The sequence below is a fragment of the Gordonia sp. 852002-51296_SCH5728562-b genome, assembly GCF_001665475.1.
Lineage (GTDB): Bacteria > Actinomycetota > Actinomycetes > Mycobacteriales > Mycobacteriaceae > Gordonia > Gordonia sputi.
The window spans coordinates 23,089-48,589 of the sequence record NZ_LZMI01000081.1; the positions used below are offsets into that span (position 1 = coordinate 23,089).

Below are 25,501 nucleotides of genomic sequence, written 5' to 3' on the forward strand. Positions count from 1 at the left end.
GAGAAGGAAGGCTCTTATGTCGGACCAGACCCCTGCCGTTGACTCCACCGCCCGCACGAATGTGGAGGGCCTTCAGGTTGCCACCGTCCTCTACGACTTCATCAACAACGAGGCGCTTCCGGGCTCGGGTGTCGACAAGGACACCTTCTGGAAGGGCGCCGCTGCCGTCATCAACGACCTCGCACCCCGCAACCGTGAACTGCTCGCGGTGCGTGACGACCTGCAGAGCAAGATCGACGCGTGGCACCGCGACCACAAGGGCGTCGACTTCTCCGACCCCGCGGTGTTCGGCGAGTACAAGCAGTTCCTCACCGAGGTCGGCTACCTCGCCGAGGTGCCCGCCGACTTCCAGATCGGCACCACAAACGTCGACCGCGAGATCTCCGAGACGGCCGGACCTCAGCTCGTCGTGCCGATCCTCAACGCGCGATTCGCACTGAACGCGTCCAACGCACGCTGGGGCTCGCTCTACGACGCCCTGTACGGCACCGACGTCATCAGCGACGAGGGCGGCGCCGAGAAGGGCAAGGGCTACAACAAGGTTCGCGGCGACAAGGTCATCGCGTACGCAAAGAGCTTCCTGGACAAGGCTGTTCCGCTCGAACAGTGCAGCTACACCGACGTCACCAAGATCGCCGTGGTCGACGGCGCGGTCCAGGTGACGCTCGCCGACGGCACGACGTCGACCCTCGCCGATCCCTCAGCGTTCGCGGGCTACACCGGCGACGCGGCGTCCCCCGCGTCGGTCCTGTTGCGCCACAACGGCTTGTACCTCGACATCGAGATCGACCCGTCGTCGCCGATCGGGCAGACCGATCCGGCAGGCATCAAGGACGTCGTGATGGAGTCGGCGATCACCACGATCATGGACTTCGAGGACTCGGTCGCCGCAGTCGACGCCGACGACAAGGTCCTCGGCTACCGCAACTGGCTCGGACTCAACAAGGGCGACCTGTCCGAAGAGGTCAGCAAGGGCGGCAAGACGTTCACCCGCGTGCTCAACCCCAACCGGACCTACACCGCGCCCGACGGCACGGGCTTCGACCTGCACGGTCGTTCGCTGCTGTTCGTGCGCAATGTCGGCCACCTCATGACCAACCCCGCTGTTCTCGACGCCGAGGGCAACGAGGTGCCCGAGGGCATCCTCGACGCTCTGGTCACCTCGCTCGCGGGCATTCACGGATTGAGCGAGGACGGTCTGCAGAACTCGCGCACGGGTTCGATCTACATCGTCAAGCCCAAGATGCACGGACCCGACGAGGCCGCGTTCACCGTTGAGTTGTTCGGTCGTGTGGAGAAGGTTCTCGGCCTGCCGGAGAACACCCTCAAGGTCGGCATCATGGACGAGGAGCGCCGCACCTCGGTGAACCTCAAGGCCTCGATCAAGGCCGCAGAAGACCGTGTGGTGTTCATCAACACCGGCTTCCTCGACCGCACCGGCGACGAGATCCACACCTCCATGGAGGCGGGTGCGATGATCCGCAAGGGCGAGATGAAGAAGGCCAAGTGGATGGTCACCTACGAGGACTCCAACGTCGACATCGGTCTGCACGCCGGTCTCCAGCACAAGGCGCAGATCGGTAAGGGCATGTGGGCCATGACCGACCTGATGGCCGACATGGTCGAGCAGAAGATCGCACAGCCCGAGGCCGGCGCGAGCACCGCGTGGGTGCCCTCACCCACCGGCGCGACACTGCACGCGATGCACTACCACCTCGTCGATGTGTTCGAGCGCCAGGACGAGATCGCCAAGCGCGACCCGGCATCGGTCGACGACATCCTGACCATTCCGCTGGCACCGAAGACCGACTGGTCCGACGCGGAGAAGAAGGAAGAACTCGACAACAACTGCCAGTCGATCCTGGGCTACGTGGTGCGCTGGATCGACCACGGCGTCGGCTGTTCCAAGGTTCCCGACATCCACGACGTCGCGCTCATGGAAGACCGCGCAACGCTGCGCATCTCCAGCCAGCTGCTCGCCAACTGGATTCATCACGGGATCGTCACCGCCGACGACGTCGTCGCTGCGCTCGAGCGGATGGCCCCGGTGGTCGATCGGCAAAACGCTGACGATCCGACCTATTCGCCGATGGCTCCGGATTTCGACACGAATATCGCATTCCAGGCCGCCAAGGAACTTATCCTCGAGGGAGCGAAGCAGCCGAGCGGCTACACCGAGCCGATCCTGCATCGCAAGCGCCGCGAGTACAAGGCTGCCGCGGCCAAGGCGTGAACACGCGTGAGGTCCCGGACGGACGCCCTTTCTGTCCGGGACCTCGCACGCGACAACGGAGGCGGTAGTGGCGCATCATCGGGTAACCGGTGGCGGAAGCGGAATCAGGCAGCGGGGGATCAGCCGCGGGCTGGTGTTCGTATTACTCGCTCTCGTGCTGATAGCCGCCGTGATCGTGGCATGGCAGCAACTCGGCGACCACCTCGACAAGCAGGCTGATTCTGCCGCTGCCTCGTGCATCGAGGGGCCCGCGACGGTCGACGTCGTAGCCGACGCCGACGTCGCTCCGGCACTGATCGCGATCGCTCGCGAGTTCGGTGCGAGCAAACCCGTCGTCCGCGACCACTGCATCACCGTCGCCGTGCGTGCGGGCGACGCGAAGACCACCCTGGACGGGCTGGCCGGAAATTGGGACGCCGCGTCGATGGGCGCGTTTCCCGCCGCGTGGATTCCGCAGTCGTCGGTATGGGCCGCAGAGTTGGCTCAGGCGAAACCGTCGGCACTCGAGGGCACACCGACGTCGTTGGTGACCTCACCGGTGGTTCTTGCGACGTCAGCAGAACTGGGCAGCAAGATCGACGGCAAGATCGACTGGGGCCAGGTCCCGACGCTGCAGCAACGCGACGACAGCCTCCGCGACTTCGACATCACGGGCTGGGGTTCGCTGCGCATGGCGATGCCGCTCGGCGCGCAGTCCGACGCGTCCTCGCTCGCCGCACAGGCGGTAGCCATGCGCGTCATGCGCACCACCGGGCCACTGACCAACGACGACGCCTCATCCGATCGCGTCGCGTCGAGCGTCGGTGCGATGCTCGACGGCGCGCCCCAATCACCCGACGGCAGCCCTGTCGGCGCGGCGACGGTCATGCGCGACGCGACCGACGCGAAAACCTCGCCCATCCACGCTGTTCCGATCACCGAGCAGCAGCTCTACAAACTCACCCGCGAGGATGCGACGGCCCGACTCGCCGAGATCGTGCCGAGCGGCCCGACACCCTTTGCCGATTTCCCGATCATCCGGCTCGCCGGTGATCAGGTCTCGCCCGTGTCGAGCGCCGCGATCGCCGACTTCTTCCGCTTCGCCCAAGACCAGAAGCACCTGTCGTTGCTGACGTCGCAGGGATTCCGCGGCAATGCACCGCTACCGCCCGCGACCAAGACCGTCGGATTCCCGATCACCAAGGAGCCGATGCCGCAGCCCGAGAACTCGGCCATCGTGACGATCAACAAACTCGTCTACGGACGCGACTTCGGCCCCTCCGCCTGAACCGAGACGGTCAGTCCGCGAACGCCTCGATCGGCGGGCACGAGCAGACGAGGTTTCGGTCTCCGTAGGTGCCGTCGATACGACGCACCGCCGGGAAGACCTTGGCGCGCGCACCCGCGGACGGCAATCCCTGGGGATAGACCGCTTCTTGGCGGGAGTAGGCGTGATCCCATTCGGCGACAAGGCATTCCGCGGTGTGCGGTGCTCCGCGCAGCGGGTTGTCGTCGACGGTCCAGGTGCCGTCGCCCACCTTGTCGATCTCGGCACGAATGGCGATCATCGCGTCGCAGAAGGCGTCGATCTCGTCGAGGTTCTCACTCTCGGTCGGCTCGACCATCAGGGTGCCCGCCACCGGGAAGCTCATCGTCGGCGCGTGGAAACCGTAGTCGGCCAATCGCTTTGCGACGTCGTCGACGGTCACGCCGGTTTCCTTCGTCAGCCCGCGGAGATCCAGGATGCACTCGTGCGCGACCCATCCACCGTCGCCGGTGTAGAGCACCGGGTAGTGATCGCCGAGGCGTCGGGCGATGTAGTTTGCCGACGCGATCGCGGTTAGTGTGGCGCGACGCAGCCCGTCGGCGCCCATCATGGCGACGTAGGCGTAGGTGATCGGGAGGATCGACGCCGAGCCGTACGGCGCCGCCGAAATCGTTGCCGCACCGGGCAGTTCGTCGGCGAGGGGGTGTCCGGGCAGGAACGGCGCCAGGTGCGAGCGCACCGCGATCGGCCCGACGCCCGGACCACCACCGCCGTGCGGGATGCAGAAGGTCTTGTGCAGATTCAGGTGACTGACGTCGCCGCCGAACCGACCGGGGCGCGCAACTCCGACCAGCGCGTTGAGGTTCGCACCGTCGATGTAGACCTGACCGCCTGCATCGTGGACTGCCGCGCAGATGTCGCGGATGTCGTGCTCGAACACACCGTGGGTCGACGGGTAGGTGATCATGATCGCTGCCAGTGACTCACCATGAGCGTCGATCTTGGCGCGCAGGTCATCGACGTCGACATCACCGTTCTCGCGGCACGCGACGACCACGACGCGCATGCCCGCCATCACCGCGGACGCCGCGTTGGTGCCGTGCGCGCTCGACGGGATCAAGCAGATGTCACGAGCCGCGTCGTCCCGGCTGAGGTGATACTGGCGAATCGCGAGCAGGCCGGCGAACTCACCCTGCGAACCGGCGTTCGGCTGAAGGCTCACGCTGTCGTAGCCGGTGATCGTCACCAGCCACTGTTCGAGGTTGGCGATCAGTTCGCGAATGCCTGCGCCGTCGCTGTCCGGCGCGAAGGGGTGCAGCCGGGTGAATTCGGGCCAGGTGATGGGCTCCATCTCGGTGGTGGCATTGAGCTTCATGGTGCACGACCCGAGTGGAATCATGCTCCGGTCGAGCGCGATGTCCTTGTCCGACAGGGCACGAAGGTAACGCAACATCGACGTCTCGGTGCGGTACCTGTTGAAAGCCGGATGCGTCAGGAACTCACTCGTCCGAGTCTCGATCGACTGCGCGAAACCGCGCGGCGTCACACCTGCCACCTCGAACACCTCGAGGACCCCATCGATGTCTGCGGCCGAGGTGGTCTCGTCGCACGCGATCGACACCGTGTCGGCATCCACCCTGCGCAGGTTGATTCCCGCGCGGTGGGCATCGGCGACGATGGCGTCTGCGCGACCGTCCACGCGGACCTGCACCGTGTCGAAGAAGGTCGCGTGTTCGACGCTGAATCCGGCGGCGCTCAGACTGTCGGCGAGCGTCACGGCATGTGCGTGTACCCGACGTGCGATGGCGCGCAAGCCTTCTGGGCCGTGGTATGCGGCATACATCGCCGCCACGATAGCCAGCAGCACCTGCGCGGTGCAGATGTTGCTTGTCGCCTTCTCGCGGCGGATGTGCTGCTCACGTGTCTGCAGCGCCAACCGATAGGCGAGGTTGTCGTCGGCGTCCTTGGAGACACCGACGAGACGCCCGGGGAGCTGACGAGAAAGCTTGGCGCGCACCGACAAGTAGCCTGCATGCGGTCCACCGAAGCCCATCGGCACGCCGAATCGCTGGGGGGTCCCGAAGCACACATCGGCACCCTGCTCTCCGGGCGGCGTGATGAGGGTCAGTGCGAGGAGATCGGCCCCGACCGTGACCAGAGCACCGGCCTCGTGCGCGGCGTCGATGATCGGCGCGACGTCGAGGATTCGACCCGACGCTCCCGGCGTCTGGAGGATGACACCGAAATAGTCGCCGTCGGGAAGCCCACATCCCGGCAGCCCCGGATTCAGCGTCGCCTCGACGACCTCGATACCGAGCGGCAGTGCGCGGGTGTCGATGACAGCCCTGGTCTGCGGGAAGAGATCGGAGTCGACGACGAGCCGAGTCGACTTCGACTTTCCGGCACGCCGCATGAGCGTCATGGCTTCGGCGGCGGCGGTGGCCTCGTCGAGCATCGACGCGTTCGCCACCTCCATGGTCGTGAGGTCGGAGACCATCGTCTGGAAGTTCAGCAGCGCCTCGAGCCTGCCCTGGCTGATCTCCGGCTGGTACGGCGTGTACGCGGTGTACCAGGCCGGATTCTCGACGACGTTGCGCAGGATGACGCCGGGCGTGATGGTGTCGTAGTAGCCGAGACCGATCATCGACCGGTTGACGGTGTTCTTCGATGCCAGCGCCGACAGACGCTCGAGCGCCTCCTGCTCGGTCAGCGGGGCGTCGAGTGCCGACAGCCCGTTGTCCGACGGATCGTCGAGGATCAGTGACGGCACGACCCGCCGAGCGAGGTCGTCGAGTGACTCGACGCCGAGGAGCGCGAGGATTCTGGCGGTCTCATCCGCGTCCGGCCCGACGTGGCGGTCGACGAAGGCAGCAGACGTGAACTCGGAGCCGCGGATCTCAGGGGTCGAGGCATCGACGGATGTCATGGGGTGGAACCTCTCGCGCGCACCGGTCGTACCGGCGGGTCGGCCCTCCCCCTCTGTCATGCCGCGGGGCGGCGCCTGAGAGATTCAGTCATCGTGTCAGCGATGACACGAGAACCTTTCACCGTGGGCGGGTAACGGCTTGGCCGTCACCACTTTCCAGAGACGCCGTCGACAGTACGGTCCGGGTGCCTGAGAGTTTGACGAGGAGGTGTTGCTCCTTCGGCGGCCATTCGAGATGACGCTCTCCCGTACTGCAGCGACGCGTTGTTCAGTCTACCCGTACGCTCATCCGGTTCGGCGAGTGCGGTTCTTGCGACGCGCTGCGAGTTCGTCTTCGGGGGCCGACTCGGTGACTCCACCGTCGGCTCGTTCGCCGGGGAAATCGGCGATGGCGCCGGTCAGCTCGCGCATGGCACCGTTGACCGCGATGCCGAACACGCCCTGTCCGCCCTGCAGGAGGTCGACGACCTCTTCGGCAGATGTGCACTCGTAGACGGTGGTGCCGTCGGAGAACAGGGTGATCCCGGCAAGATCTTCGACGCCGCGCTGGCGCAGGTGATCGACGGCGACGCGGATGTTCTGCAACGAGATACCGGTGTCGAGCAGACGCTTGACGATCTTGAGGACCAGGATGTCCTTGAAGGAATAGAGGCGCTGACTGCCCGAGCCCGCCGCACCGCGGATGGACGGCACGACGAGTGACGTGCGTGCCCAGTAGTCGAGTTGTCGGTAGGTGATTCCGGCGATCTGGCACGCGCTCGGCACCCGGTAGCCGACGAGTTCGTCGGGAACGGTGTCGTTGGGGAAGAGTCCCGGTGCAATGTCGTCGAGGCTGCCCTGGGTAGCCCTGCGACGCGGGGTCGGGTCGTCCGACGGGTGCCCGGCTTCCACGCCGACGCTGCCGTCGGTCGTCGTCTCGCTGTCTGACGGCTGACCATCTTCACCGTCGAACGGCATATCGCCCACTGCAGACTCCCTCGCCACGCTCGGATCGGACCGGTGCGGACCTGCAACCACGATACGCCGCCGAACCCGATCTGCTCTCCACCATCGGGTGTGTCCCCGACGATCACGTGCGTGACCGTATGTCGCGGCGATGCACCGAATCAATGCGACGCGCCCTAAGACTCAACCTCAACTTGAGATCGAGACAAACGGTGATCTCCGGGATATGGAACCGTGACGTGTCGCTGCAGCGCCGTACAGAAAGCTACGAAACCATCCGCCGAGTCAGGCTCCGCCGCTGGCCTTGAAGTCGTCGGGCGAAACGTTGTCGAGAAATTCGCGGAACTTCTCCACCTCGTCCTCTTTCGCCTCGGGACCGTCTTCGGATTCCTCGTCGGGAATCAACAGGCCCGCCTCGGCAAGGACTTCCTCGTCGGCGATGATCGGCACCTCGGCGCGCATCGCGACCGCGATCGAATCCGACGGACGCGCCGACACCCGCACATCGCCGGAGAAGACCATCTCGGCGTAGAAGGTGCCCTCCTGCATGTCGACGATGCGCACCTCGACGAGTGTCTGCCCGAACTCTTCGATGAGGTTCACGATCAGGTCATGGGTGAGCGGCCGGGGCGGCTCGATCCCTTTTTGGCGCAACGCGATCGACGCCGCCTCGCTCTGCCCGATCCAGATGGGCAGGTAGCGCTCGCCGTCTACTTCACGCAGAAGCAGAACCGGCTGACTCTGCGGCGGCTCGACTCGAATGCCCACCACACGCATCTCGCTCATCTCGCACCTCCCGAGCCGTCAATGATTGCCATCGACGCTACACCGACTGGACCCGCAGCGGCGTCGTGGCGAGATACACAGCACCGGCGCGCCGTGTCGCAATCGTCGAGAAGGACGTCAATCGAGCACGCCGCGCACGGCCTGCTTGACAAGTTGCGTGTGCAGGGTCACCGAGAGTGCGGCGATTTCGCGGATGAGTTCCTCGGCACGGTCACGGGCACCGGTGCCCTTGCCCTTCGCGATCGGGTTGGCGATCTGCGCGACGAGTCCTGCCTCACGATCCGCGGACACCTTGAACGCGCGCAGATGTCTGGTCTCCACGCCGTAGTTGGCGAGGGCCGCTGCGGCTTCGACGAGCCGTACCGCGTCCTCGTCGAAGAATCCTGCAGGTCCGGATGTCAGTAGACCGTTGCGCTGGAGTTCGGTCACGAACGCCGAATCGACTCCGGTTCGCTCGATGAGAGTCTCGCGGGAGACGCGACCACCACGCGCCGAGAAGTCGGTGGCCGGTGCGACGACGCTGCGCGCCGTCGACAGTGCAGGTGTGCCACCTGCGCCGAATCCCCCGTCGCCGTGGTCGATGGCGTCGAGTTGCTCTTTGATGACCTTGAGCGGCAGGTAGCGATCGCGCTGTGCCGTGAGCACGAAACGCAGGCGCTCACAGTCGGACTGACTGAATCGCCGGTAGCCCGACGGCGCGCGTTCGGGCGTGACAAGCCCTTCGGCTTCGAGGAAACGAATCTTTGAGATCGTCACATCGGGAAAGTCCTCGCGCAGCAGCGCGAGGACCGACCCGATGGACATCGATCCCCCGCCGCGCGCGTCCGCAGTCGAGGCCGGCACGGTGTCAGGCGCCGGAACCGTCGCGCGGACCACTCAGGAAGACCAACCGGAACTTTCCGATCTGGACCTCGTCACCATTGCTGAGAGCCGCGCTGTCGACGGGCTCGCGATTGACGTAGGTGCCGTTGAGGCTGCCGACGTCGACAACCTGGAACTCGTTGTCTCCCAACCGGAATTCGGCATGTCGACGGCTCACCGTGACGTCGTCGAGGAAGATGTCGCTGTCGGGGTGCCGCCCCGCCGATGTGGTCGGCTGGTCGAGCAGGAAGCGAGAACCGGCGTTCGGGCCACGCTTCACGACGAGCAATGCGGTACCGGGCGACAACCGCTCGACACCCGTGTCGGCCGGCTCGCTCGAGGTCGCCGCGCCCGCGTCGAGTTCATTGATGAACTCTTCGCGAAACACCGATGTGGTTTCCACCGGCGCCTCGTAGCCGTTGTCGTTATCGCTCACCGCTTCTCCTTCGTCCTCATCCGTTCGTCACCTTGAGTGCACTCACCGTCGGCGTCCGCGCTCACGCGCTGCGAGGTCTCGCACCAGGCCACCCGACGCCGCAGATGCGACGTCGATTTCCGTTGGCTAAACCGTACCGCCTGTGCCGAACGCAACCACGTGCGACTCGGCCACGACAACGACGATCATACTTTCCCATACCCCGGGAATGGTCAGCCTTCGATCACGGCCCGGTAGCCATCAGCATCGAGCATGTCGGCCAGTTGCGCGTCGAGGACCGATGCGTCGTCGAGGCTGATCTCGACGAGCCAACCGGAGTCGTAGGGCTCCGAGTTGACCAGGTCGGGCGACGAGTCGAGTTCGTCGTTGACCTTCGAGATCGTCCCGTTGAGCGGCCCGAAGATATCCGAGACGCTCTTGGTCGATTCGACCTCGGCAAACGACTCGCCCACCTCGACCTCACTGTCGATCTCCGGGAGCTGCACGAACACGACGTCGCCGAGCTGTCCCTGCGCGTAGTCGGTGATCCCCACTCGGACCGTGGTCGGACCGACCTTGCGCACCCACTCGTGTTCGGGGGTGTAGCTCAGTTCAGCCGGCACATTGGTATCGGTCACGTCGACCCCTTTCTAGTCCACCGAGACTTTAGGCCATGTCCCTGCCGGTCGGCACGCCAGCACGCGGCATCTTCGTTACCACTGCAATCGTCTGCGCCCAGTACAGCAGGAATGACCACACGTACAGCGCGACGCCCCAGATCAGGAACGCCCAACCGATCGGATAACAGATCGTGCCGATCACCGAATCCAATTGTCCCGCAAGCAACCACGGGAACGCACTCATCAACGCGAATGTCGCTGCCTTGCCGATGTAGAGCACCGGTAAAGCCAGCAGTCCCCGACTGCGCAGCAGCGGACCGGACGCGAACAGCAGCACGTCACGCGCCACGATGATGCCGATGATCCACCACGGGATGATCCCCCTGATCGCAAAGGCGACCGGAATGATCACGATGTAGAGCCGGTCGGCCAGCGGATCGAGCAGTTCACCGAGCCGCGACGACTGATTGAGCAGGCGAGCCAGCTTGCCGTCGGCCCAGTCGGTGAAGCCCGACAACATGAGTACCCAGAACGCCCAGGCATCGGCCTCGACGTCGAGCAACAGCCACAGGAACACCGGGATGAGCGCCAGACGCAGCACGCTCAGCACGTTCGGAACCGTGACAATCCGCGACATCGAGCCCACGGACTCGGGGTGGTCGTCCACGTCAGCGGAAGATGCCGATGACGCCCTGCAGGGTCTTGGCCCCGCCCGACGCGAACAGGTTGTCGTGGACCATGTAGGTCCACGTGGTCGTCGATCGGTGGAGGTCGGCGGAACCGAGGTCGACGCCGTCGGCGGTGATCGCAACGTCACGGAACGTTGTACGCGCATTCTCGACGGCCTCGTTCGGCAGTTCGCCGAACTCGGCGAGGATCAGCCGATGGAACTCGTCGAGCGGGCTCTCCTTGCCGATCGCCCTCAGGTGGATGCTTGCGCGCACATCCGAGACGAAGGCGAGGTGATCGGCCCAGGCGCGGTCGAGGTGGTAGAGCATGATCTCGCGGGCCGCCTGGACGAGAACATCGCGGTCGACCGGCTCGACGGGTGTCGCGGGGGTGGATTCAGCCTCGTCGGTCGTGTCGGCCACCGCGTCGTCCGGGTCCTTGTCAGCCGCCGACTCTTCCGCCGCCGCCTTGTCGGGCTTGCCTGCCTTGTCTGCCGTGTCTTCGCGGTCTGCCGACGGGCTCGCGGTCCCGGTCAGTTCGGCGTAGCGCTCCGGCTCGAGTTCGGCGAGCTCCTCGAGGGCGGTGTCCGTCGTGAGCAGCTTCATCCGACGTGCGACGACGATCTCACGCTGCTGATTGACCAGCTTGTTGTAGCGCCAGGTGTTGGCGTGGAGTTCGAGCATCACGCCCTCGGCGACACGCTGAGCCTGCTCGATCAGGTCGATACCCTTCTGTCCCATCGATCCGTCGGGTTCCGACGAGACCGGGTCCCGCTTGAACGCCAGGTTCTTGGTGACGACCGGATCCTCGAGACTGCTGAAGAACACCGCAGAACCCGGGTCTCCCTGACGGCCTGCACGGCCGCGGAGCTGATTGTCGAGCCGTTCGGTGTCGTGACGGCCGGTTCCCACCACACACAGGCCGCCGAGTTCGACGACCTCCTCACGTGCCGCCGGATCGTCGTCGGAACCGCCGAGCCTGATGTCGGTGCCTCGGCCTGCCATCTGGGTCGACACGGTGACCGCGCCCTTCACACCCGCCTCCGCGATGATCTTCGCCTCCTCGACGTCGTTCTTCGCGTTGAGGACGACGCTCGGGACACCTGCTTTCTCGAGGAAGTAGGCCAGCTCCTCCGATTCGGCGACGTCGTGGGTTCCGATCAGCACCGGTTGCCCGGTCTCGTGGATCTCCTTGACGTAGTTGACCACCGCTTCGACCTTGTTGGCCTTCGTGTCGTACACACGATCGGGAAGGTCGGTACGGATGTTGGCGGTGTTCGGCGGGATCTGCGAGACGCGCAATTCGTAGAACTGGCGCAACTGCTCGCCTGCGGCGAGCGCTGTACCGGTCATGCCGCACACTCGCGGGTAGCGGCCGATGAGCGCCTGCACGGTGAGCGTGTCGATGACCTCGCCCGAATCCGTCTGTGCGAGTCCTTCTTTGATCTCGACCGCGGCCTGCACGCCGTCGGGCCACCGCTGCAACTGCGCGACGCGACCACGCGAGGCGTTGATGAGATGGACACCGCCGTCGCGAACGATGTAGTGGACGTCGCGCTCGAGCAGGTAGTGCGCGTGCATCGCGATGTTCACGTGGACGAGCGTGGTGCCGACGTGTTCTTCGTCGTAGAGGTTGATGCTGCCGAGTTCCTCTTCGACGAAGGCAGCGCCCTCGTCGGTGAGAGTCACGTTCCGGCCTTCGGCGTCGATGTCGTAGTGCTTGTTCTTCAACCGCCCGACGACCTCGTGGATCGCCTGATCGGGAACCTCGGCCTCGGTCGAGCCTGCGAGCACCAGCGGAATGAGCGCCTCGTCGACCAGCACGGAGTCGGCCTCGTCGATGATTGCGACGTCGGGCGTCGGCGAGACCAGATCATCCTCTGACTGTGCGAGCTGGTCGCGCAGCACGTCGAACCCGATCTCGTTGACCGATCCGTAGGTGATGTCGCCCGCGTAGGCCCGCTTGCGTTCTTCGCGAGTCGAGTTCTCCGACACCGCGCCTGCGACGATTCCGAACGAATCGAACAGCGGTTTCATCCACTCCGCGTCACGAGTGGCCAGGTAGTCGTTGACCGAGATGACGTGCACCTGATGGCCGTCGAGGACATAGCCGACGGCAGCGATCGCGCCGGCGAGGGTCTTGCCCTCACCCGTACCCATCTCGATGACGTCGCCCTCGAGCAGACGTAGCGCGCCCTGGAGCTGGACGTCGAACGGCCTCAGGCCCAGTGTGCGATCGGCAGCCTCCCGAGCCAACGCGAGAAACTTGGCTCGGTCCTTCTCGTCGGCACTGATCTCGAGTTTCTCGGCCTCTTCACGAAAGTGCTCGGTGTCCAAGCCCGCGGCCCAGTCGGTGTAGTTGTCAGCCTCTTTGATCAACCCGACCGACTTGGACTGGTTACGTGAGGACTGGGCTCCCAGCAACCGCCACATGCTGTTCGTCAGCTTTCCCACCGAACGATTCTCCTACCTCGTCGTTTCATCCGAACTCCGACGTCACGGCCCGGATCGACAACCACGGTACGCGGCCACGCGGCCGCGAATTACGACGCATCCAACAGACGCTTTCGACTACCGTGAATCACGTGAGCATCCGACGCCGGGGTTCGACGTGTCAGTACCGACCAGCACCGTCTCGTTCACCGGTGGGACTGCTCGTCGCGTCGTTGGTCGCTGCATGTGTCCTCATCCTCGCCGCCTGTGGTGGGAGCACGGACTCGGCATCACGAGAGGTCGACCCTGGCGTGCTGGTCGGCAAGAACTACTCGTCGACCTCGGTGACCGGTACACCGATTCCCGGCGGCGGGCCGATGCAGGTCTCGTTCCCCGAAACCGGGCGAATCTCGGCAACGGCAGGCTGCAATCGCCACAACGGTGCGCTGACCTTCGTCGACAACACGTTCCGAACCGACAAGCTCGCCACCACGATGATGGCGTGTCCCCCGCCGCGTGCCGGCGCAGACAAGTGGTTGACCGATTTCCTCTCCGATTCGGTCACCTGGGATCTGCAGGGAAACACGTTGACCCTCACCCACGGCGACACGAAAGTCGTTCTGACCGAGGGTTCTCCACAGACCTGACGTATTCCCGCCGACCTGACACCTCCCCACAGACCTGACCGGCCCCACAGACCTGACCGACGCCGCCTCGGGTACACATCGACACGTCACCTACAACGAGACAGGAAATCGAAGATGACAGACACCACCCCTGTGGTCGTCACCGTGACCGGCGCCGCCGGAAGCATCGGGTACGCAGCAGTGTTCCGCATCGCCGCGGGCGACATGCTCGGACCCGACCGCCCGATCAAGCTCCGGCTACTCGAACTCCCCCAGGCGATCTCCGCGGCACACGGCACGGCCATGGAGTTGCAGGACGGAGCATTTCCGCTGCTGACCTCCGTCGACATCTTCGACGACGCGCGTGCGGCCTTCGACGGCACCGACTTCGGGCTCCTCGTCGGCGCGAAGCCGCGCTCCAAAGGTATGGAACGTGCGGATCTGCTGTCGGCGAACTCGGCCATCTTCGCCGAGCAGGGTGCTGTCATCAACGACGTCGCGGCCGACGACATCCGCGTCATCGTTGTCGGCAATCCGGCGAACACCAATGCGGCGGTCGCGGCGGCGAGCGCCCCCGACGTGCCCGCCGAGCGATTCACCGCACTGACACGACTCGACCACAACAGGGCCATCGCGCAACTCGCGGCACACACCGGAGCCCCCGTGCGCGACATCAGCAGGGTGAGCATCTGGGGCAATCACTCGGCGACGCAATACCCCGACATCTTCCACGCGCGCGTCGGAGATCGCAGTGGAGCCGACGTCGCCGCGGACACCGACTGGCTCGTCGACGACTTCATTCCGACGGTCGCCGCGCGAGGCACCGCCATCATCGAGGCGCGGGGCGCGTCGTCCGCGGCGTCGGCCGCCAATGCGGCAATCGATCACGTGCGCGACTGGGTCCTCGGTACCCCCACCGACGACTGGACGTCGGCCGCGGTCAGTTCCCCGGGTGCGTATGGAGTTCCCGAAGGCCTGATGTGCTCGTTCCCCGTCCGATCGGTCGACGGCGCGTGGCAGATCGTCGACGGCCTCGAGATCAATGAGTTCTCGCGAGCCCGCATCGACGCGTCGGTGGCCGAACTGCAGTCAGAACTCGACGCGGTCGCCGCACGGCGCTGACGCGGGGGCAGCTGAGTACCACGCCGGGTACCACTAGGTCTCCTGTTGGTCACTCTTGACTACCCAATCGTTCACGGCAGCTTAAACTTCCGACATGTCAAAGAAGTCGACGTCGAAAAAGTCGCAGTCCGCCGAGCCCAAGCAGAAGAAGATCTCCAACAAGGTGTACGAGGCCGAGCTCTTCCGGCTGCAGACCGAAATGGTCAAGCTGCAGGAGTGGGTACGCGAGACAGGTGCTCGCGTGGTCGTCGTCTTCGAGGGCCGCGACGCAGCCGGTAAGGGCGGCACCATCAAGCGCATCACCGAGTACCTCAGCCCTCGGATCGCGCGCGTGGCCGCTCTGCCCGCCCCCACCGATCGTGAACGCGGCCAGTGGTATTACCAGCGCTACGTGGCTCAGCTGCCCGCTCCCGGCGAGATCGTGCTATTCGACAGGTCCTGGTACAACCGTGCAGGAGTCGAAAAGGTGATGGGCTTCTGCACCCCCGAAGAACACACCCGCTTTCTCCGACAGACCCCGATCTTCGAACAGATGCTGATCGACGACGGAATCCTCTTGCGTAAGTACTGGTTCTCGGTGTCCGACGACGAGCAGCTCCGCCGGTTCCGCTCGCGCATGAACGACCCTGTGCGACAGTGGAAATTGAGCCCGATGGATCTGGAGTCCGTCTACCGATGGGAGGACTACTCCCGCGCGAAGGACGAGATGATGGTGCACACCGACACCGCGCTGAGTCCCTGGTTCGTCGTCGAATCCGACATCAAGAAGCATGCGCGACTCAACATGATGTCGCACCTTCTCTCCACCATCGACTATCACGAGGTTCCACGCCCGCAGGTCTCACTGCCGAAGAAGCCGATCGAGAGCGGTAACTATCACCGCCCGCCGCGCTCGTTGTCGAAGTACGTTCCCGACCACGTCTCAGAACTCATGGGACACAGTGATTGATGAACACCGGTGATTGATGAAGACCGGTGACTGACCCGAAAACCCGGCGACCAGAACGGAACACCTGCGTAGCATGAGTCGCGATGTGGATCGGTATCGCTGAATTCGACTTCCTGCTCGGTGACGTGCACTCGCTCAAAACGAAACGCTCGCTTGTCCGCCCGTTCGTCGCGGAGTGCAAACGACGTTTCGCGGTGGCAGTCGCAGAGGTCGGCCATCTCGACGCCCACCGGCGCACGACGATCGGGGTCAGCGTCGTCGCCGCCGATCGGGGGCATGTCGTCGAGATCCTCGATTCGGTGGAGCGGTTCGCGGCGGCGCGCCCCGAGGTCGAGCTGCTGTCGGTGCGCAGACGTGAACTGTCGTCCACCGACATCTGACCGGCACGCAGACCGCTCACTCAGCAGACATCGCCGACTCAGCGGGCTGACCGACTCAACGGTCGACGATTCCGGCCTCGGCAGCGACGACGCGATACGCCGCCGCAAGGGTGTCGACGGTTTCGTGTGCGTTGAGTCCGCTCGGGTTGGGCACCACCCACACCCGGGCGGCGCCCCAGCGTTCGCCCTGATCGCCCGGCTGTGCGTGGCGATCGCCGAATGCGCTGCGGTACGCGGTGATACCGGCAACAGCCACAACCTCGGGACCGATGTGTTCGACCCTCGCCCGCAGTCGTTCGCCGCCCGCGACGAGCTCCGCCTTGTCGAGTTCTGCGGCTGTCGCCGTTGCCCTTTCGACGACGTTGGTGATTCCCACCCCGGCGCCGATGACCTCATCGCGATCGGCGTCGCTCATCCCGGCCGACGCGTCGACGACGTGGTCTGTGATGCCCGCTCGATACAGCGCAGGCCAGAACCTGTTGCCGGGTCGGGCGAAATGCGCGCCGGTTGCCGCGCTCCACAGACCGGGATTGATGCCGACGAACAGTAATCGGCAACCCGGCCCGACGAGGTCGGGAACCAGCCGATCGCTATACGTAGCCAGTTCGGCTTTGGTGAAGCCCATCTGGCAGACGCTACGCGCGTCACCTCGTTACGTGCTTGACTTCCTGCCGTCGGGCGCATTCCATGGGTAGATGAGCTTCGACGACGCCCCGCGTTCAGCGCTTCCCCTCCTTGTCGTCGACGCCGCCAACGTCGTCGGTTCGGTTCCCGACGGTTGGTGGCGGGACCGTCGTGCAGCGACCGAACGCCTCCTCGACTCGGTGGCACCGTTCGCCCACACCGGCGTGCCGGGTATGCCCGGCCCCGTCGACATCACGGTTGTCGTGGAGGGGCGCGCTCGCGGGGCCGTGGGCCGGCCGGGCATCCGCATTGTCGAAGCGACTGGATCGGGCGACGACACCATCGTCGACGTGGTGTCGGAGAACCGTGACAGGCAGGTCGCGGTGGTCACCGCCGATCGCGAATTACGTTCTCGGGTAGAAGCTTTGGGCGCTGAGACCATCGGCCCAAAGGTGATCCGAGAGGGGGCGTAACCGACGCAGGCGCGGCAGGTACCGCGCGCGGCGTGCCTACGATGGGATCAGAGCACGCCGAACTGAACGCCCCGTCCCCGATCAAGGAGTGTGCACGTGGCACGAACCGTGGCCGACAGCATCATCGAAACGCTCGATCGATCCGGAGTGCAGAGGGTCTACGGAATCCCCGGCGACTCGTTGAACGGATTCACCGATGCGTTACGCAAGGATCAGCGGATCGAGTGGGTCCACGCGCGCCACGAGGAAGGTGCCGCATTCGCCGCCTCTGCGGAGGCGGCACTCACCGGCGAGCTCGCGGTGTGCGTCGGAAGCTGCGGGCCGGGCAATCTGCACCTGATCAACGGTCTCTTCGACGCGCAGCGCAGTCGCGTGCCGGTGCTCGCGATCGCTGCGCACATACCGGCCGCGGAGATCGGCAGCGGATACTTCCAGGAGACGCACCCCGAGCAGTTGTTCGTCGAGTGCAGCGACTTCTGCGAAATGGTCAGCACCCCAGCACAATTGCCCCGCCTGCTGGACATCGCGATCCGCACCGCCGTCGAACGACGCGGTGTTGCCGTGCTCGTGATCCCCGGTGAGAACTTCCTCGAGAAAGAGCATCACCGTCGGGGTGGCGCCGCGATCCGCGCCATCGACAGGGTCGTCCGCCCCACCGACGCCCAATTGCGCGACGTCGCGGCCGCGCTGAATGCTGCCGAGAAGGTCACCATCCTGGGAGGCGCAGGCACCGCGGGCGCCCACGACGCCGTCGTCGAATTGGCAGGAGCTCTTCAGGCACCTGTTGTCCACGCGCTGCGCGGCAAGGAGTTTTTGGAGTACGACAACCCGTACGACGTGGGGATGACCGGACTGCTCGGCTTCAGCTCGGGGTATCGCGCCATCGAGAAGTGCGACACGTTGTTGATGCTGGGCACCGACTTTCCGTATCAGCAGTTCTTCCCCTCCAAGGCGACGATCATCCAACTCGACATCCGCGGCGAGCAGATCGGTCGACGCACACCGGTCGACGTCGGGCTCGTCGGATCGGTTGCCGACACGATCCCTGCCCTACTCCCCCTCATCGACCGGAACCGCAGCTCGGAACACCTTCGTTCGTCGCGTGAGCACTACATCAAGGCGCGCGCGTCGCTGAACGACCTCGCCGTGAACGACGGCAAGACGCCGATCCACCCGCAGTATCTGGCCAAGTTGCTCTCCGACCACGCCACCGACGACGCCGTCTTCATCCCGGACGTCGGCTCGCCGGTCGTCTGGGCAGCGCGATACCTCGAGATGAACGGGAAACGGCGACTGATCGGCTCGTTCACGCACGGGTCGATGGCGAACGCGGTGTCTCAGGGAGTCGGCGCGCAGGCAAGCTACCCCGGTAGGCAAGTCATCGCCATGGCGGGCGACGGCGGGCTCGCCATGTTGCTCGGCGAGCTGCTGACACTCACGCAGAACGCCCTGCCGGTCAAGATCGTCGTCTTCAACAATTCGTCGCTGAACTTCGTCGAGTTGGAGATGAAGGCCGCGGGGTTCGTGAACTTCGGTACCGACCTGGAGAACCCCGACTTCGCCGCCCTGGCGCGTGCGATCGGGATCAAGGGCGACCGCGTCGAGAACCCCGGCGACCTCGACTCCGCGATACGCGAGTTCCTCGCTCACGACGGGCCTGCGCTGCTCGACGTCGTCACCGCGCGACAGGAGTTGTCGATCCCGCCAACGGTGTCGGCAGCGCAAGCGAAGGGATTCACGCTGTACGCGATCCGGACAGTTCTCTCCGGACGCGGCGACGAACTGATGGATCTGGCCGAAACGAACGTCTTCCGCAGGCTCTTCGACTGAGGCCCGCAGCGCTCAGTGCGGCACCTTGCTGAGGTCGGCGCGCACCAGCATCACGTTGTAGTCGCTCCAACGCGAGGCGTTGAAGAACAGTTCGGGCGATGACCCGACGACTGCGGGCGAGTGCGGTTGGATCATGGGTCCGTACAGGACGACGGCGCCCGGCACCACAAGGTAGGTCGGCGCGCTCCACGGACCTTCCGGTTGGTTCGCTGTGCGGATGCGAATCCCGTTGTCGCCGTCGAGCATCATGTACTTGTTCAGGTACGGACTCCACGCCACCGACAGTTCCGTGACTGGAGCGGGCACGACGATCGCCGATCCGTCGTCGGGCACCTCGGCGATCTTGTCGACCCACTTGCGATCGCGACCTGCCCAGTACTGGTACTTGGTGACGTCGAGGATGTCGGTCGGCTTGAACCGGGCGAGGAAGCCCGCGCCGAATCGTCCGTTGGGCGTACCGAATTGGTACACATAGTCGCTCTGCGCGCCGTGCCCGCGCACGTAGGCGTTCTGCTGAAACCTTCCATTGTTGGGTTCCGCCGGCGGCAGATCGAACGGAAGGGCCGCGGCCACAGGCGAATTCACGAGGATGGTCCCGCGATCGACCGTCCAGTTCTGTCCGTTGTCGTCAGAGTGCGCGACGGCTGAATAGTTGGTCACCCAGTGACCGGCGGAACCCCACGACCGTACCGACATGAAGTTGATGAACTGCCGGTACCCCGATCCCCAGGGCAGCGAGATGGCGGCGGTGGGGATGGTGGTCGTCTCGATGGGACTGACACCGAGTGCCGAGATCAGTTCGCGCGCAAAGGTGGGACGGGCAGCGTCGACGGGACTGCCGGACTGCACGTCGCCGGGCACGCCGGGCGGGACGCTCACGCCGTCATCGAACTTGGTGTCGCGGGTCCGCATGAGCGTGTTGTGTCGCCACTCCTGACCTGCCGCGTTGCAGTCGCCGAAGGTGTCGCCGAACGCCATCAGCGTCTGTCCGGAGCCGTTGTCCCAGGAGATGCCGAGGTCGGTGCCGCTGATCGTGAATCGACTGAACGTACGGTCGATGCTGCGTGGCCCCGTCACCCACGACACCGTGCGGGCGCGTGGGGTGATGTAGATCGGCAGCGGGCCCTGGGTTCCCAAGCCCGGTCGCGCACCGGACGAGCCAGAACCGAGGGAACCCGAGCCCAATGACCCGGTTCCCAGAGAGCCGGTCCCCAGGGAGCCCGTCCCGCCCAGCGACCCGGATGCGCTGCCGAGATCGGGAAGCGAGCCGTTACCCGCATTCGCGCAGGGCGCCGCCGTCGCACGTCCCTCACCAGCGACGACAAAAGCGCCCACGGAGGTCGCCACGAGCGCCGCGACGACGAGTCTGCGTGCACCTGCTCGGGTTCGGAGCATGGTCGATGGTCCTCTCGATGAACGGTCCGACTGTGGGTCGGCTGCAGCACACCTGTGACGTGTGTGGCAGATGTGATTCAAGAGGCCATTGTGGCGTATGGGTATTACCATTCACACATGGGCACGGTCACGATCACGTTTCGGAGCGCGAGAACTCCGACGCTCGGGCGACCTGATCCGCGGTCAGTACCCTGCCGGTGTACTTCTCGAACTGCGCCGCCGCCTGTAGTGCGATGACCTGCGCACCGGTGATCACCGGTGTCCCCGCTGCCGAGGACGCGCGGATCAGGGGCGTCTGCGCCGGCAGCGCGACGACGTCGAATACGAGATCAGCAGCGGCGATCGCGTCGTCGTCGAACGACTGCACGTTCTCGTCGGCGCCCTGCATGCCCAGCGGGGTCACGTTGACCAGGATCTGCGTTCCCGGGGCTTGCGCGCTGTCGGTCGCTCGGTAGCCGTACTTCGACGCCAACTCCTCGCCCGCCGTAGCGTTACGAGCCCACACCGTCAGATCGTCGAAACCTGCGCCACGAAACGCCGCCACCACGGCTTTCGCCATTCCACCTGATCCCCGCACCACGACCGAAGACGCGGGATCGATGTCTGCGATGAGTGTGGCCACCGCCTCATAGTCGGTGTTCGACGCCCTGAGATGGCCGTCGTCGTTGACGATCGTGTTCACGGAGTCGATCGCCGCCGCAGACTCCTCCACCTCGTCGACGAGGTCGATGACAGCCTCTTTGAACGGCATCGACACCGAACACCCACGAATGCCGAGCGCACGAACACCGGCAATCGCGCCGTGGATGTCGGTGGTGGTGAATGCCTTGTAGATGTAGTTCAGACCGAGCTCGTCGTAGAGATAGTTGTGAAACCGCGTACCGATGTTCGACGGCCGCGCGGCGAGCGAGATGCACAGGGTCATGTCCTTGTTGAGAATCGGCATGCGCGCCACGCTACTGCCCGCATCGCCACTCAGACCGACCGAACGACGATGTGACAGCACGACGAGTCGCGTCGTAGCCTCGTCGTTAGTCGCACCGAGACATCAGGAGGTCGATTCTGTGGGCTGGAACACATATGTGGCACTTGGTGATTCGTTCACGGAGGGGGTCGGCGATCCGGACCCCACCCGCCCCAACGGGTTACGCGGATGGGCCGATCGTGTCGCGGAACAGCTCGCCGTCGATAACCCCTCGCTGCGCTACGCCAACCTCGCGATCCGTGGGCGCCTGCTCGATCAGGTGCTCGACGAGCAGATCGACCGCGCCCTATCGCTGCAACCCGATCTGATCACCATCTACGCGGGTGGAAATGATCTGATGCGTGGCTCCGTCGACCTCGACGCCATGATGTCCCGCTACGAGAAGGCTTTGGCCCGACTGCGCTCGACGGGTGCAACGGTCATCGTGTTCACCGCGTACGACGCCGGCTGGGCTCCCATCTTCCGGCTCACTCGCGGTCGGAGCGCCATCTACAACGAGCTGCTGCGGGCGATCGCTGAGCGCCAGGGCGCGCGCATCCTCGACTTCTGGCGGCTCGCCGGATACGACGACTACCGCATGTGGGACACCGACCGACTGCACATGTCGTCGCTCGGACACGCACGCATGGCATCCGAGGTACTCGACCTGATCGGCGCAACGCACACTATCGACGTACCCTCACTGGCCCCGCTACCAGTGCAGACACGTGAGCAACGGCGACGCGACAACGTCGAGTGGGCGCGCACGTTTCTCTATCCCTGGCTCATGCGTCGTGTGCGAGGGGTGTCGTCGGGTGACAGCATCAGTCCGCGGTGGCCCGAGCCGGTCGTCGCTGCCGACGCGCTCAGTGACGTCAACGCCGAGCCAGCAACAGCGGGATGATGTGGTCGGCGAGCAGCGGCGCCAACGGGACATTCGCCGACGCGACGTCGATCCACTGAAGTTCCGCGATCTCGGCGGCGGGCGCGTCGACGCGGACGTACGGATGCTCGAACACAGTGGCTTCGACGAGATGGCCGACCTCGTTGGCGGCGTCGGCGCGAAACACACCCAGTTCGACGAGGTCATCGGCGCGTAGCTCGACCGCCAATTCCTCCCGGGACTCGCGCAGCGCCGTACGTCGACCATCCTCCCCCGGTTCGGGCTTACCGCCGGGCAGCATGAATCTGACGGCTCCCTTTTTCCGGACCGTCAGCAACCGACCGTCGTCGTCGCGGATGACGACCGCAGCAACCGTGATGACCGGGGCGGGCCCGCCGGGCGACGTCATCGGCTCGCCGTGCTCATGGATGACCAGTCACGCTGCGACGTAAGCGAAGTCGTTCCCCGAGCTCGCGTCATGTCCACACACCCGCGTCATTTTCCGAAGCCCGCGTCGCGCAGCGCCTGGGCCATCGATCCGTTGATCGGCTGGGACTCTCGTCGGTCCCGTCCCTTGCCGTCACGTCCCTTACCTCCGCGCGGTTGACCGCCACGAGCCTGCCCGTTGCCTGCGCGGCCTCGATCGGCACGGCCGTCGTTTCCGCCGCGTCCGTTCGCAGAGCCGCCACGTGGGGCTTGGCGCGAGTCCTGACCCGTGCGGGCGTCGTTGCGGCGCGCGCCACGATCGCCGCCCGGTGTGCGCACCTCGTCGTCGAGTCGAAGACTCAGGCCGATGCGCTGTCGGTCGACGTCGACCTCGACGACCTTGACCTTGACCACCTGGCCGGACTTGACCACCTCGTGCGGGTCGGAGACGAACCGAGTCGCCATGGCCGACACGTGGACGAGCCCGTCCTGATGTACTCCGACGTCGACGAACGCGCCGAACGCGGCGACGTTGGTGACGACACCTTCGAGGACCATGCCGGGCTGGAGGTCGGAGACCTTCTCGACGCCCGCGGCGAAGGTTGCGGTGGTGAAGGCGGGGCGCGGATCGCGTCCCGGCTTCTCGAGCTCGCCGAGGATGTCGGTGACCGTCGGCACGCCGAACCTCTCGTCGGCGAACTCTGCGGGCTTCAACGACTTCAGTGATCGCTCGTCGCCGATGAGTCCTGCGAGTTCGAGGCCTGTGCGGTCGAGGATGCGACGCACCACGGGATACGCCTCGGGGTGCACGCCCGACGCGTCGAGCGGGTCGTCGCCATCGGTGATCCGCAGGAATCCCGCGCACTGCTCAAATGCCTTGGGCCCCAATCGAGGAACCTCGAGCAATGCCGCTCGACTGCGGAATCGGCCCGCGGCATCCCGATGTGCGACGATGGCCTCGGCGAGTGTCGGTGCCACACCCGACACCCGGGCCAGCAGCGGCACCGACGCGGTGTTGAGGTCGACGCCGACGGCGTTCACCGCGTCCTCGACCACCGCGTCGAGGCTACGGGCGAGCGTGCCCGGCGTGACGTCGTGTTGATACTGACCGACACCGATCGACTTCGGATCGATCTTCACCAGTTCTGCCAGCGGATCCTGCAGGCGGCGCGCGATCGACACCGCGCCACGGATCGAGACGTCGAGGTCGGGTAGCTCACCCGACGCGTACTCCGACGCCGAGTAGACCGATGCTCCCGCTTCGCTCACCGTTGCCTTGATCGGCGGCCGTGCTCCCGATGCCGAGATATCCGAGATGAGTTCGGCGGCAAGTGAATCCGTCTCCCTCGACGCCGTGCCGTTTCCGATAGCGATCAATTCGACGCCGTGGCGCGCCACCAACGCGGCCAACGTCGCCTTCGCCGTGTCCCACTGCTTCTGCGGCTGATGCGGAAAGATCGCGCACGTGTCGAGCACCTTTCCGGTGCCGTCGACCACGGCGACCTTGACGCCTGTCCGGAACCCCGGGTCGAGGCCCAGAGTGGTGCGGTTGCCCGCGGGTGCTGCGAGGAGCAGGTCTTTCAGGTTCTTCGCGAACACCGCGACGGCGTCGTCCTCGGCGCGCTGACGCAGACGGACCCGAGCGTCGACGGCCGTGGAGATCATGAGTTTGGTGCGCCATGCCCATCGCACGGTGGTGGCCAGCCAGGTCGACGCCGCGCCCTTCCCGGACAGGTCGACGCCGAGGCTCGCCGCGACCATCGACTGATAGCCCTCGTCGTCGCCTCCGGTGAGGTCGACGGCGAGCACGCCCTCCTTCTCGCCGCGCAACACGGCGAGCACCCTGTGCGACGGCATCTCGTCGAGCGGCTCCGCGAAGTCGAAGTAGTCGCGGAACTTCTGTCCCGCAGCGCTTTTCGCGATCTCCTCCGAGCGCGGGGCGCTGGCGCACGATCCCTGTCGCCAGAACGTCTCGCGCACCTCGCCGACGAGTTGTGCATCTTCACTGGCCCGCTCGATGAGGATGTGTCGGGCACCCTCGAGTGCCGCAGCGGCGTCGGTTACCGCGTCGGAGACGAATTCGGCTCCGATGACAGTGGGATCGAGCGATGGGTCGCTGAGCAATCGGTCGGCGAGTGGTTCGAGGCCTGCCTCGCGCGCGATCTGCGCCTTGGTTCGACGCTTGGGCTTGTACGGCAGGTAGATGTCCTCGACGCGCGACTTGGTCTCCGCCGTCAGCAGAGCGTTCCGCAGCTCGTCGGTGAGTTTGCCCTGTTCCTCGATCGACGCGAGCACAGCGGCGCGTCGTTCATCGAGTTCGCGCAGGTAACGCAGCCGTTCGTCGAGCAGTCGCAGTTGCGCGTCGTCGAGCGAGCCGGTCACCTCCTTGCGGTAGCGCGCGATGAACGGAACCGTCGAACCCTCGTCGAGGAGTCTGACCGCCGCAGCCACCTGATGCTCGCCGACCTGGAGTTCGTCCGCCAGGCGTGCGTTGACCGACTTGATTCCGGAAACCGTCTCGGATGCACTCGAAGTCACCCGGAGCACCCTACCGAAGCGCGCCGACAACGATCCGTGCGGTGGATGTGCGTGTCGTCGACGACATCGTCGCGGATGCGGCAAGCGATTCCGTCCCGCACCTCCGGGACCAGCCGTAAGATCGGCCGGTGGGGGTCACCACCATTGGGTCCGCTATC

The 25,501-nt window shown here is 65.4% G+C and carries 22 protein-coding genes and 1 riboswitch; of the genes, 9 read left to right on the forward strand and 13 right to left on the reverse strand.

All coding sequences use genetic code 11. The features are described 5' to 3' along the window. Window positions 1–16: 16 nt before the first annotated feature. Both A5766_RS14915 and A5766_RS14920 read left to right on the forward strand, forming a co-directional pair. Window positions 17–2,233 carry a malate synthase G gene (locus tag A5766_RS14915; protein ID WP_005206862.1) on the forward strand — a complete coding sequence of 739 codons (2,217 nt, stop codon included), beginning with the start codon at window positions 17–19 and terminating at the stop codon, window positions 2,231–2,233. A gap of 67 nt (window positions 2,234–2,300) precedes the next feature. Further along, window positions 2,301–3,500 carry a substrate-binding domain-containing protein gene (locus A5766_RS14920; RefSeq protein ID WP_005206864.1) on the forward strand — a complete coding sequence of 400 codons (1,200 nt, stop codon included), beginning with the start codon at window positions 2,301–2,303 and terminating at the stop codon, window positions 3,498–3,500. Between the two features lie 10 nt (window positions 3,501–3,510). Here the strand turns inward: A5766_RS14920 and gcvP are convergent, their stop codons facing one another. The 8 genes from gcvP to secA2 all read right to left on the reverse strand — a co-directional run bounded on the left by gcvP (window position 3,511) and on the right by secA2 (window position 13,154). Then, window positions 3,511–6,405 carry an aminomethyl-transferring glycine dehydrogenase gene (gene gcvP / locus A5766_RS14925; protein ID WP_051993899.1) on the reverse strand — a complete coding sequence of 965 codons (2,895 nt, stop codon included), beginning with the start codon at window positions 6,403–6,405 and terminating at the stop codon, window positions 3,511–3,513. Between the two features lie 167 nt (window positions 6,406–6,572). Next, window positions 6,573–6,664, reverse strand: a riboswitch (glycine riboswitch). A 26-nt stretch (window positions 6,665–6,690) separates the two neighbouring features. Further along, window positions 6,691–7,362: a MerR family transcriptional regulator gene (locus tag A5766_RS14930; protein ID WP_442902961.1), complete on the reverse strand. Its 672-nt coding sequence runs from the start codon at window positions 7,360–7,362 to the stop codon at window positions 6,691–6,693. A gap of 273 nt (window positions 7,363–7,635) precedes the next feature. Beyond that, complete coding sequence (locus tag A5766_RS14935) at window positions 7,636–8,136, reverse strand: bifunctional nuclease family protein (protein ID WP_005206867.1); 501 nt, start codon at window positions 8,134–8,136, stop codon at window positions 7,636–7,638. 117 nt (window positions 8,137–8,253) lie between these two features. After that, a complete protein-coding gene (gene ftsR, locus A5766_RS14940) occupies window positions 8,254–8,940 on the reverse strand; it encodes a transcriptional regulator FtsR (protein WP_064865221.1) in 687 nt (228 codons plus the stop codon). A gap of 43 nt (window positions 8,941–8,983) precedes the next feature. After that, window positions 8,984–9,433 (reverse strand): glycogen accumulation regulator GarA, encoded by a 450-nt coding sequence (gene garA / locus A5766_RS14945; protein ID WP_005206869.1) that lies wholly within the window; start codon window positions 9,431–9,433, stop codon window positions 8,984–8,986. Window positions 9,434–9,645: 212 nt separating this feature from the next. Further along, entirely contained in the window at window positions 9,646–10,050 is a 405-nt protein-coding gene (gcvH, locus tag A5766_RS14950; RefSeq protein ID WP_005206871.1) for a glycine cleavage system protein GcvH, read from the reverse strand. A 28-nt stretch (window positions 10,051–10,078) separates the two neighbouring features. After that, window positions 10,079–10,669 (reverse strand): CDP-alcohol phosphatidyltransferase family protein, encoded by a 591-nt coding sequence (locus A5766_RS14955; RefSeq protein ID WP_064865224.1) that lies wholly within the window; start codon window positions 10,667–10,669, stop codon window positions 10,079–10,081. Window positions 10,670–10,700: 31 nt separating this feature from the next. Next, window positions 10,701–13,154: an accessory Sec system translocase SecA2 gene (gene secA2, locus A5766_RS14960; RefSeq protein WP_064865213.1), complete on the reverse strand. Its 2,454-nt coding sequence runs from the start codon at window positions 13,152–13,154 to the stop codon at window positions 10,701–10,703. A gap of 131 nt (window positions 13,155–13,285) precedes the next feature. Between secA2 and A5766_RS14965 the strand changes: the two genes are divergently transcribed. From A5766_RS14965 to A5766_RS14980, 4 genes are all read left to right on the forward strand, one after another. Continuing rightward, complete coding sequence (locus A5766_RS14965) at window positions 13,286–13,780, forward strand: META domain-containing protein (protein WP_231894662.1); 495 nt, start codon at window positions 13,286–13,288, stop codon at window positions 13,778–13,780. 114 nt (window positions 13,781–13,894) lie between these two features. Then, complete coding sequence (locus tag A5766_RS14970; protein WP_005206879.1) at window positions 13,895–14,881, forward strand: malate dehydrogenase; 987 nt, start codon at window positions 13,895–13,897, stop codon at window positions 14,879–14,881. A 94-nt stretch (window positions 14,882–14,975) separates the two neighbouring features. Beyond that, a complete protein-coding gene (ppk2, locus tag A5766_RS14975) occupies window positions 14,976–15,830 on the forward strand; it encodes a polyphosphate kinase 2 (RefSeq protein WP_005206882.1) in 855 nt (284 codons plus the stop codon). An 83-nt stretch (window positions 15,831–15,913) separates the two neighbouring features. Further along, window positions 15,914–16,210: a DUF503 domain-containing protein gene (locus A5766_RS14980; protein ID WP_005206883.1), complete on the forward strand. Its 297-nt coding sequence runs from the start codon at window positions 15,914–15,916 to the stop codon at window positions 16,208–16,210. 55 nt (window positions 16,211–16,265) lie between these two features. Here A5766_RS14980 and mug read toward each other — a convergent pair whose 3' ends face one another. After that, a complete protein-coding gene (gene mug, locus A5766_RS14985; RefSeq protein WP_005206885.1) occupies window positions 16,266–16,835 on the reverse strand; it encodes a G/U mismatch-specific DNA glycosylase in 570 nt (189 codons plus the stop codon). Window positions 16,836–16,905: 70 nt separating this feature from the next. Here mug and A5766_RS14990 point away from each other — a divergent pair, with 70 nt between their 5' ends. Together A5766_RS14990 and poxB are read left to right on the forward strand one after the other, a co-directional pair. Next, window positions 16,906–17,307: a hypothetical protein gene (locus A5766_RS14990; RefSeq protein WP_064861235.1), complete on the forward strand. Its 402-nt coding sequence runs from the start codon at window positions 16,906–16,908 to the stop codon at window positions 17,305–17,307. Between the two features lie 96 nt (window positions 17,308–17,403). After that, the gene (gene poxB / locus A5766_RS14995; protein WP_064905205.1) at window positions 17,404–19,137 is read left to right on the forward strand and encodes a ubiquinone-dependent pyruvate dehydrogenase; all 1,734 of its coding nucleotides are present in this window, start codon (window positions 17,404–17,406) and stop codon (window positions 19,135–19,137) included. Between the two features lie 12 nt (window positions 19,138–19,149). Here the strand turns inward: poxB and A5766_RS15000 are convergent, their stop codons facing one another. Both A5766_RS15000 and A5766_RS15005 read right to left on the reverse strand, forming a co-directional pair. After that, window positions 19,150–20,532 carry a DUF4185 domain-containing protein gene (locus A5766_RS15000; RefSeq protein WP_064905207.1) on the reverse strand — a complete coding sequence of 461 codons (1,383 nt, stop codon included), beginning with the start codon at window positions 20,530–20,532 and terminating at the stop codon, window positions 19,150–19,152. 133 nt (window positions 20,533–20,665) lie between these two features. Further along, window positions 20,666–21,478, reverse strand: a complete 813-nt coding sequence (locus A5766_RS15005) for a shikimate 5-dehydrogenase (protein ID WP_064861237.1) — start codon at window positions 21,476–21,478, stop codon at window positions 20,666–20,668. A 118-nt stretch (window positions 21,479–21,596) separates the two neighbouring features. On the opposite strand from A5766_RS15005, the gene A5766_RS15010 reads away from it, so the two are divergent. Next, window positions 21,597–22,400, forward strand: coding sequence for an SGNH/GDSL hydrolase family protein (locus tag A5766_RS15010; protein ID WP_064861236.1), 804 nt, complete (start codon window positions 21,597–21,599; stop codon window positions 22,398–22,400). On the opposite strand, the gene A5766_RS15015 is transcribed toward A5766_RS15010, so the two are convergent. Both A5766_RS15015 and A5766_RS15020 read right to left on the reverse strand, forming a co-directional pair. After that, complete coding sequence (locus A5766_RS15015; protein ID WP_064905209.1) at window positions 22,372–22,788, reverse strand: NUDIX hydrolase; 417 nt, start codon at window positions 22,786–22,788, stop codon at window positions 22,372–22,374. The genes A5766_RS15010 and A5766_RS15015 overlap by 29 nt on opposite strands. 86 nt (window positions 22,789–22,874) lie before the next feature. Then, the gene (locus A5766_RS15020; protein WP_064861888.1) at window positions 22,875–25,343 is read right to left on the reverse strand and encodes a Tex family protein; all 2,469 of its coding nucleotides are present in this window, start codon (window positions 25,341–25,343) and stop codon (window positions 22,875–22,877) included. Window positions 25,344–25,501: the final 158 nt, after the last annotated feature.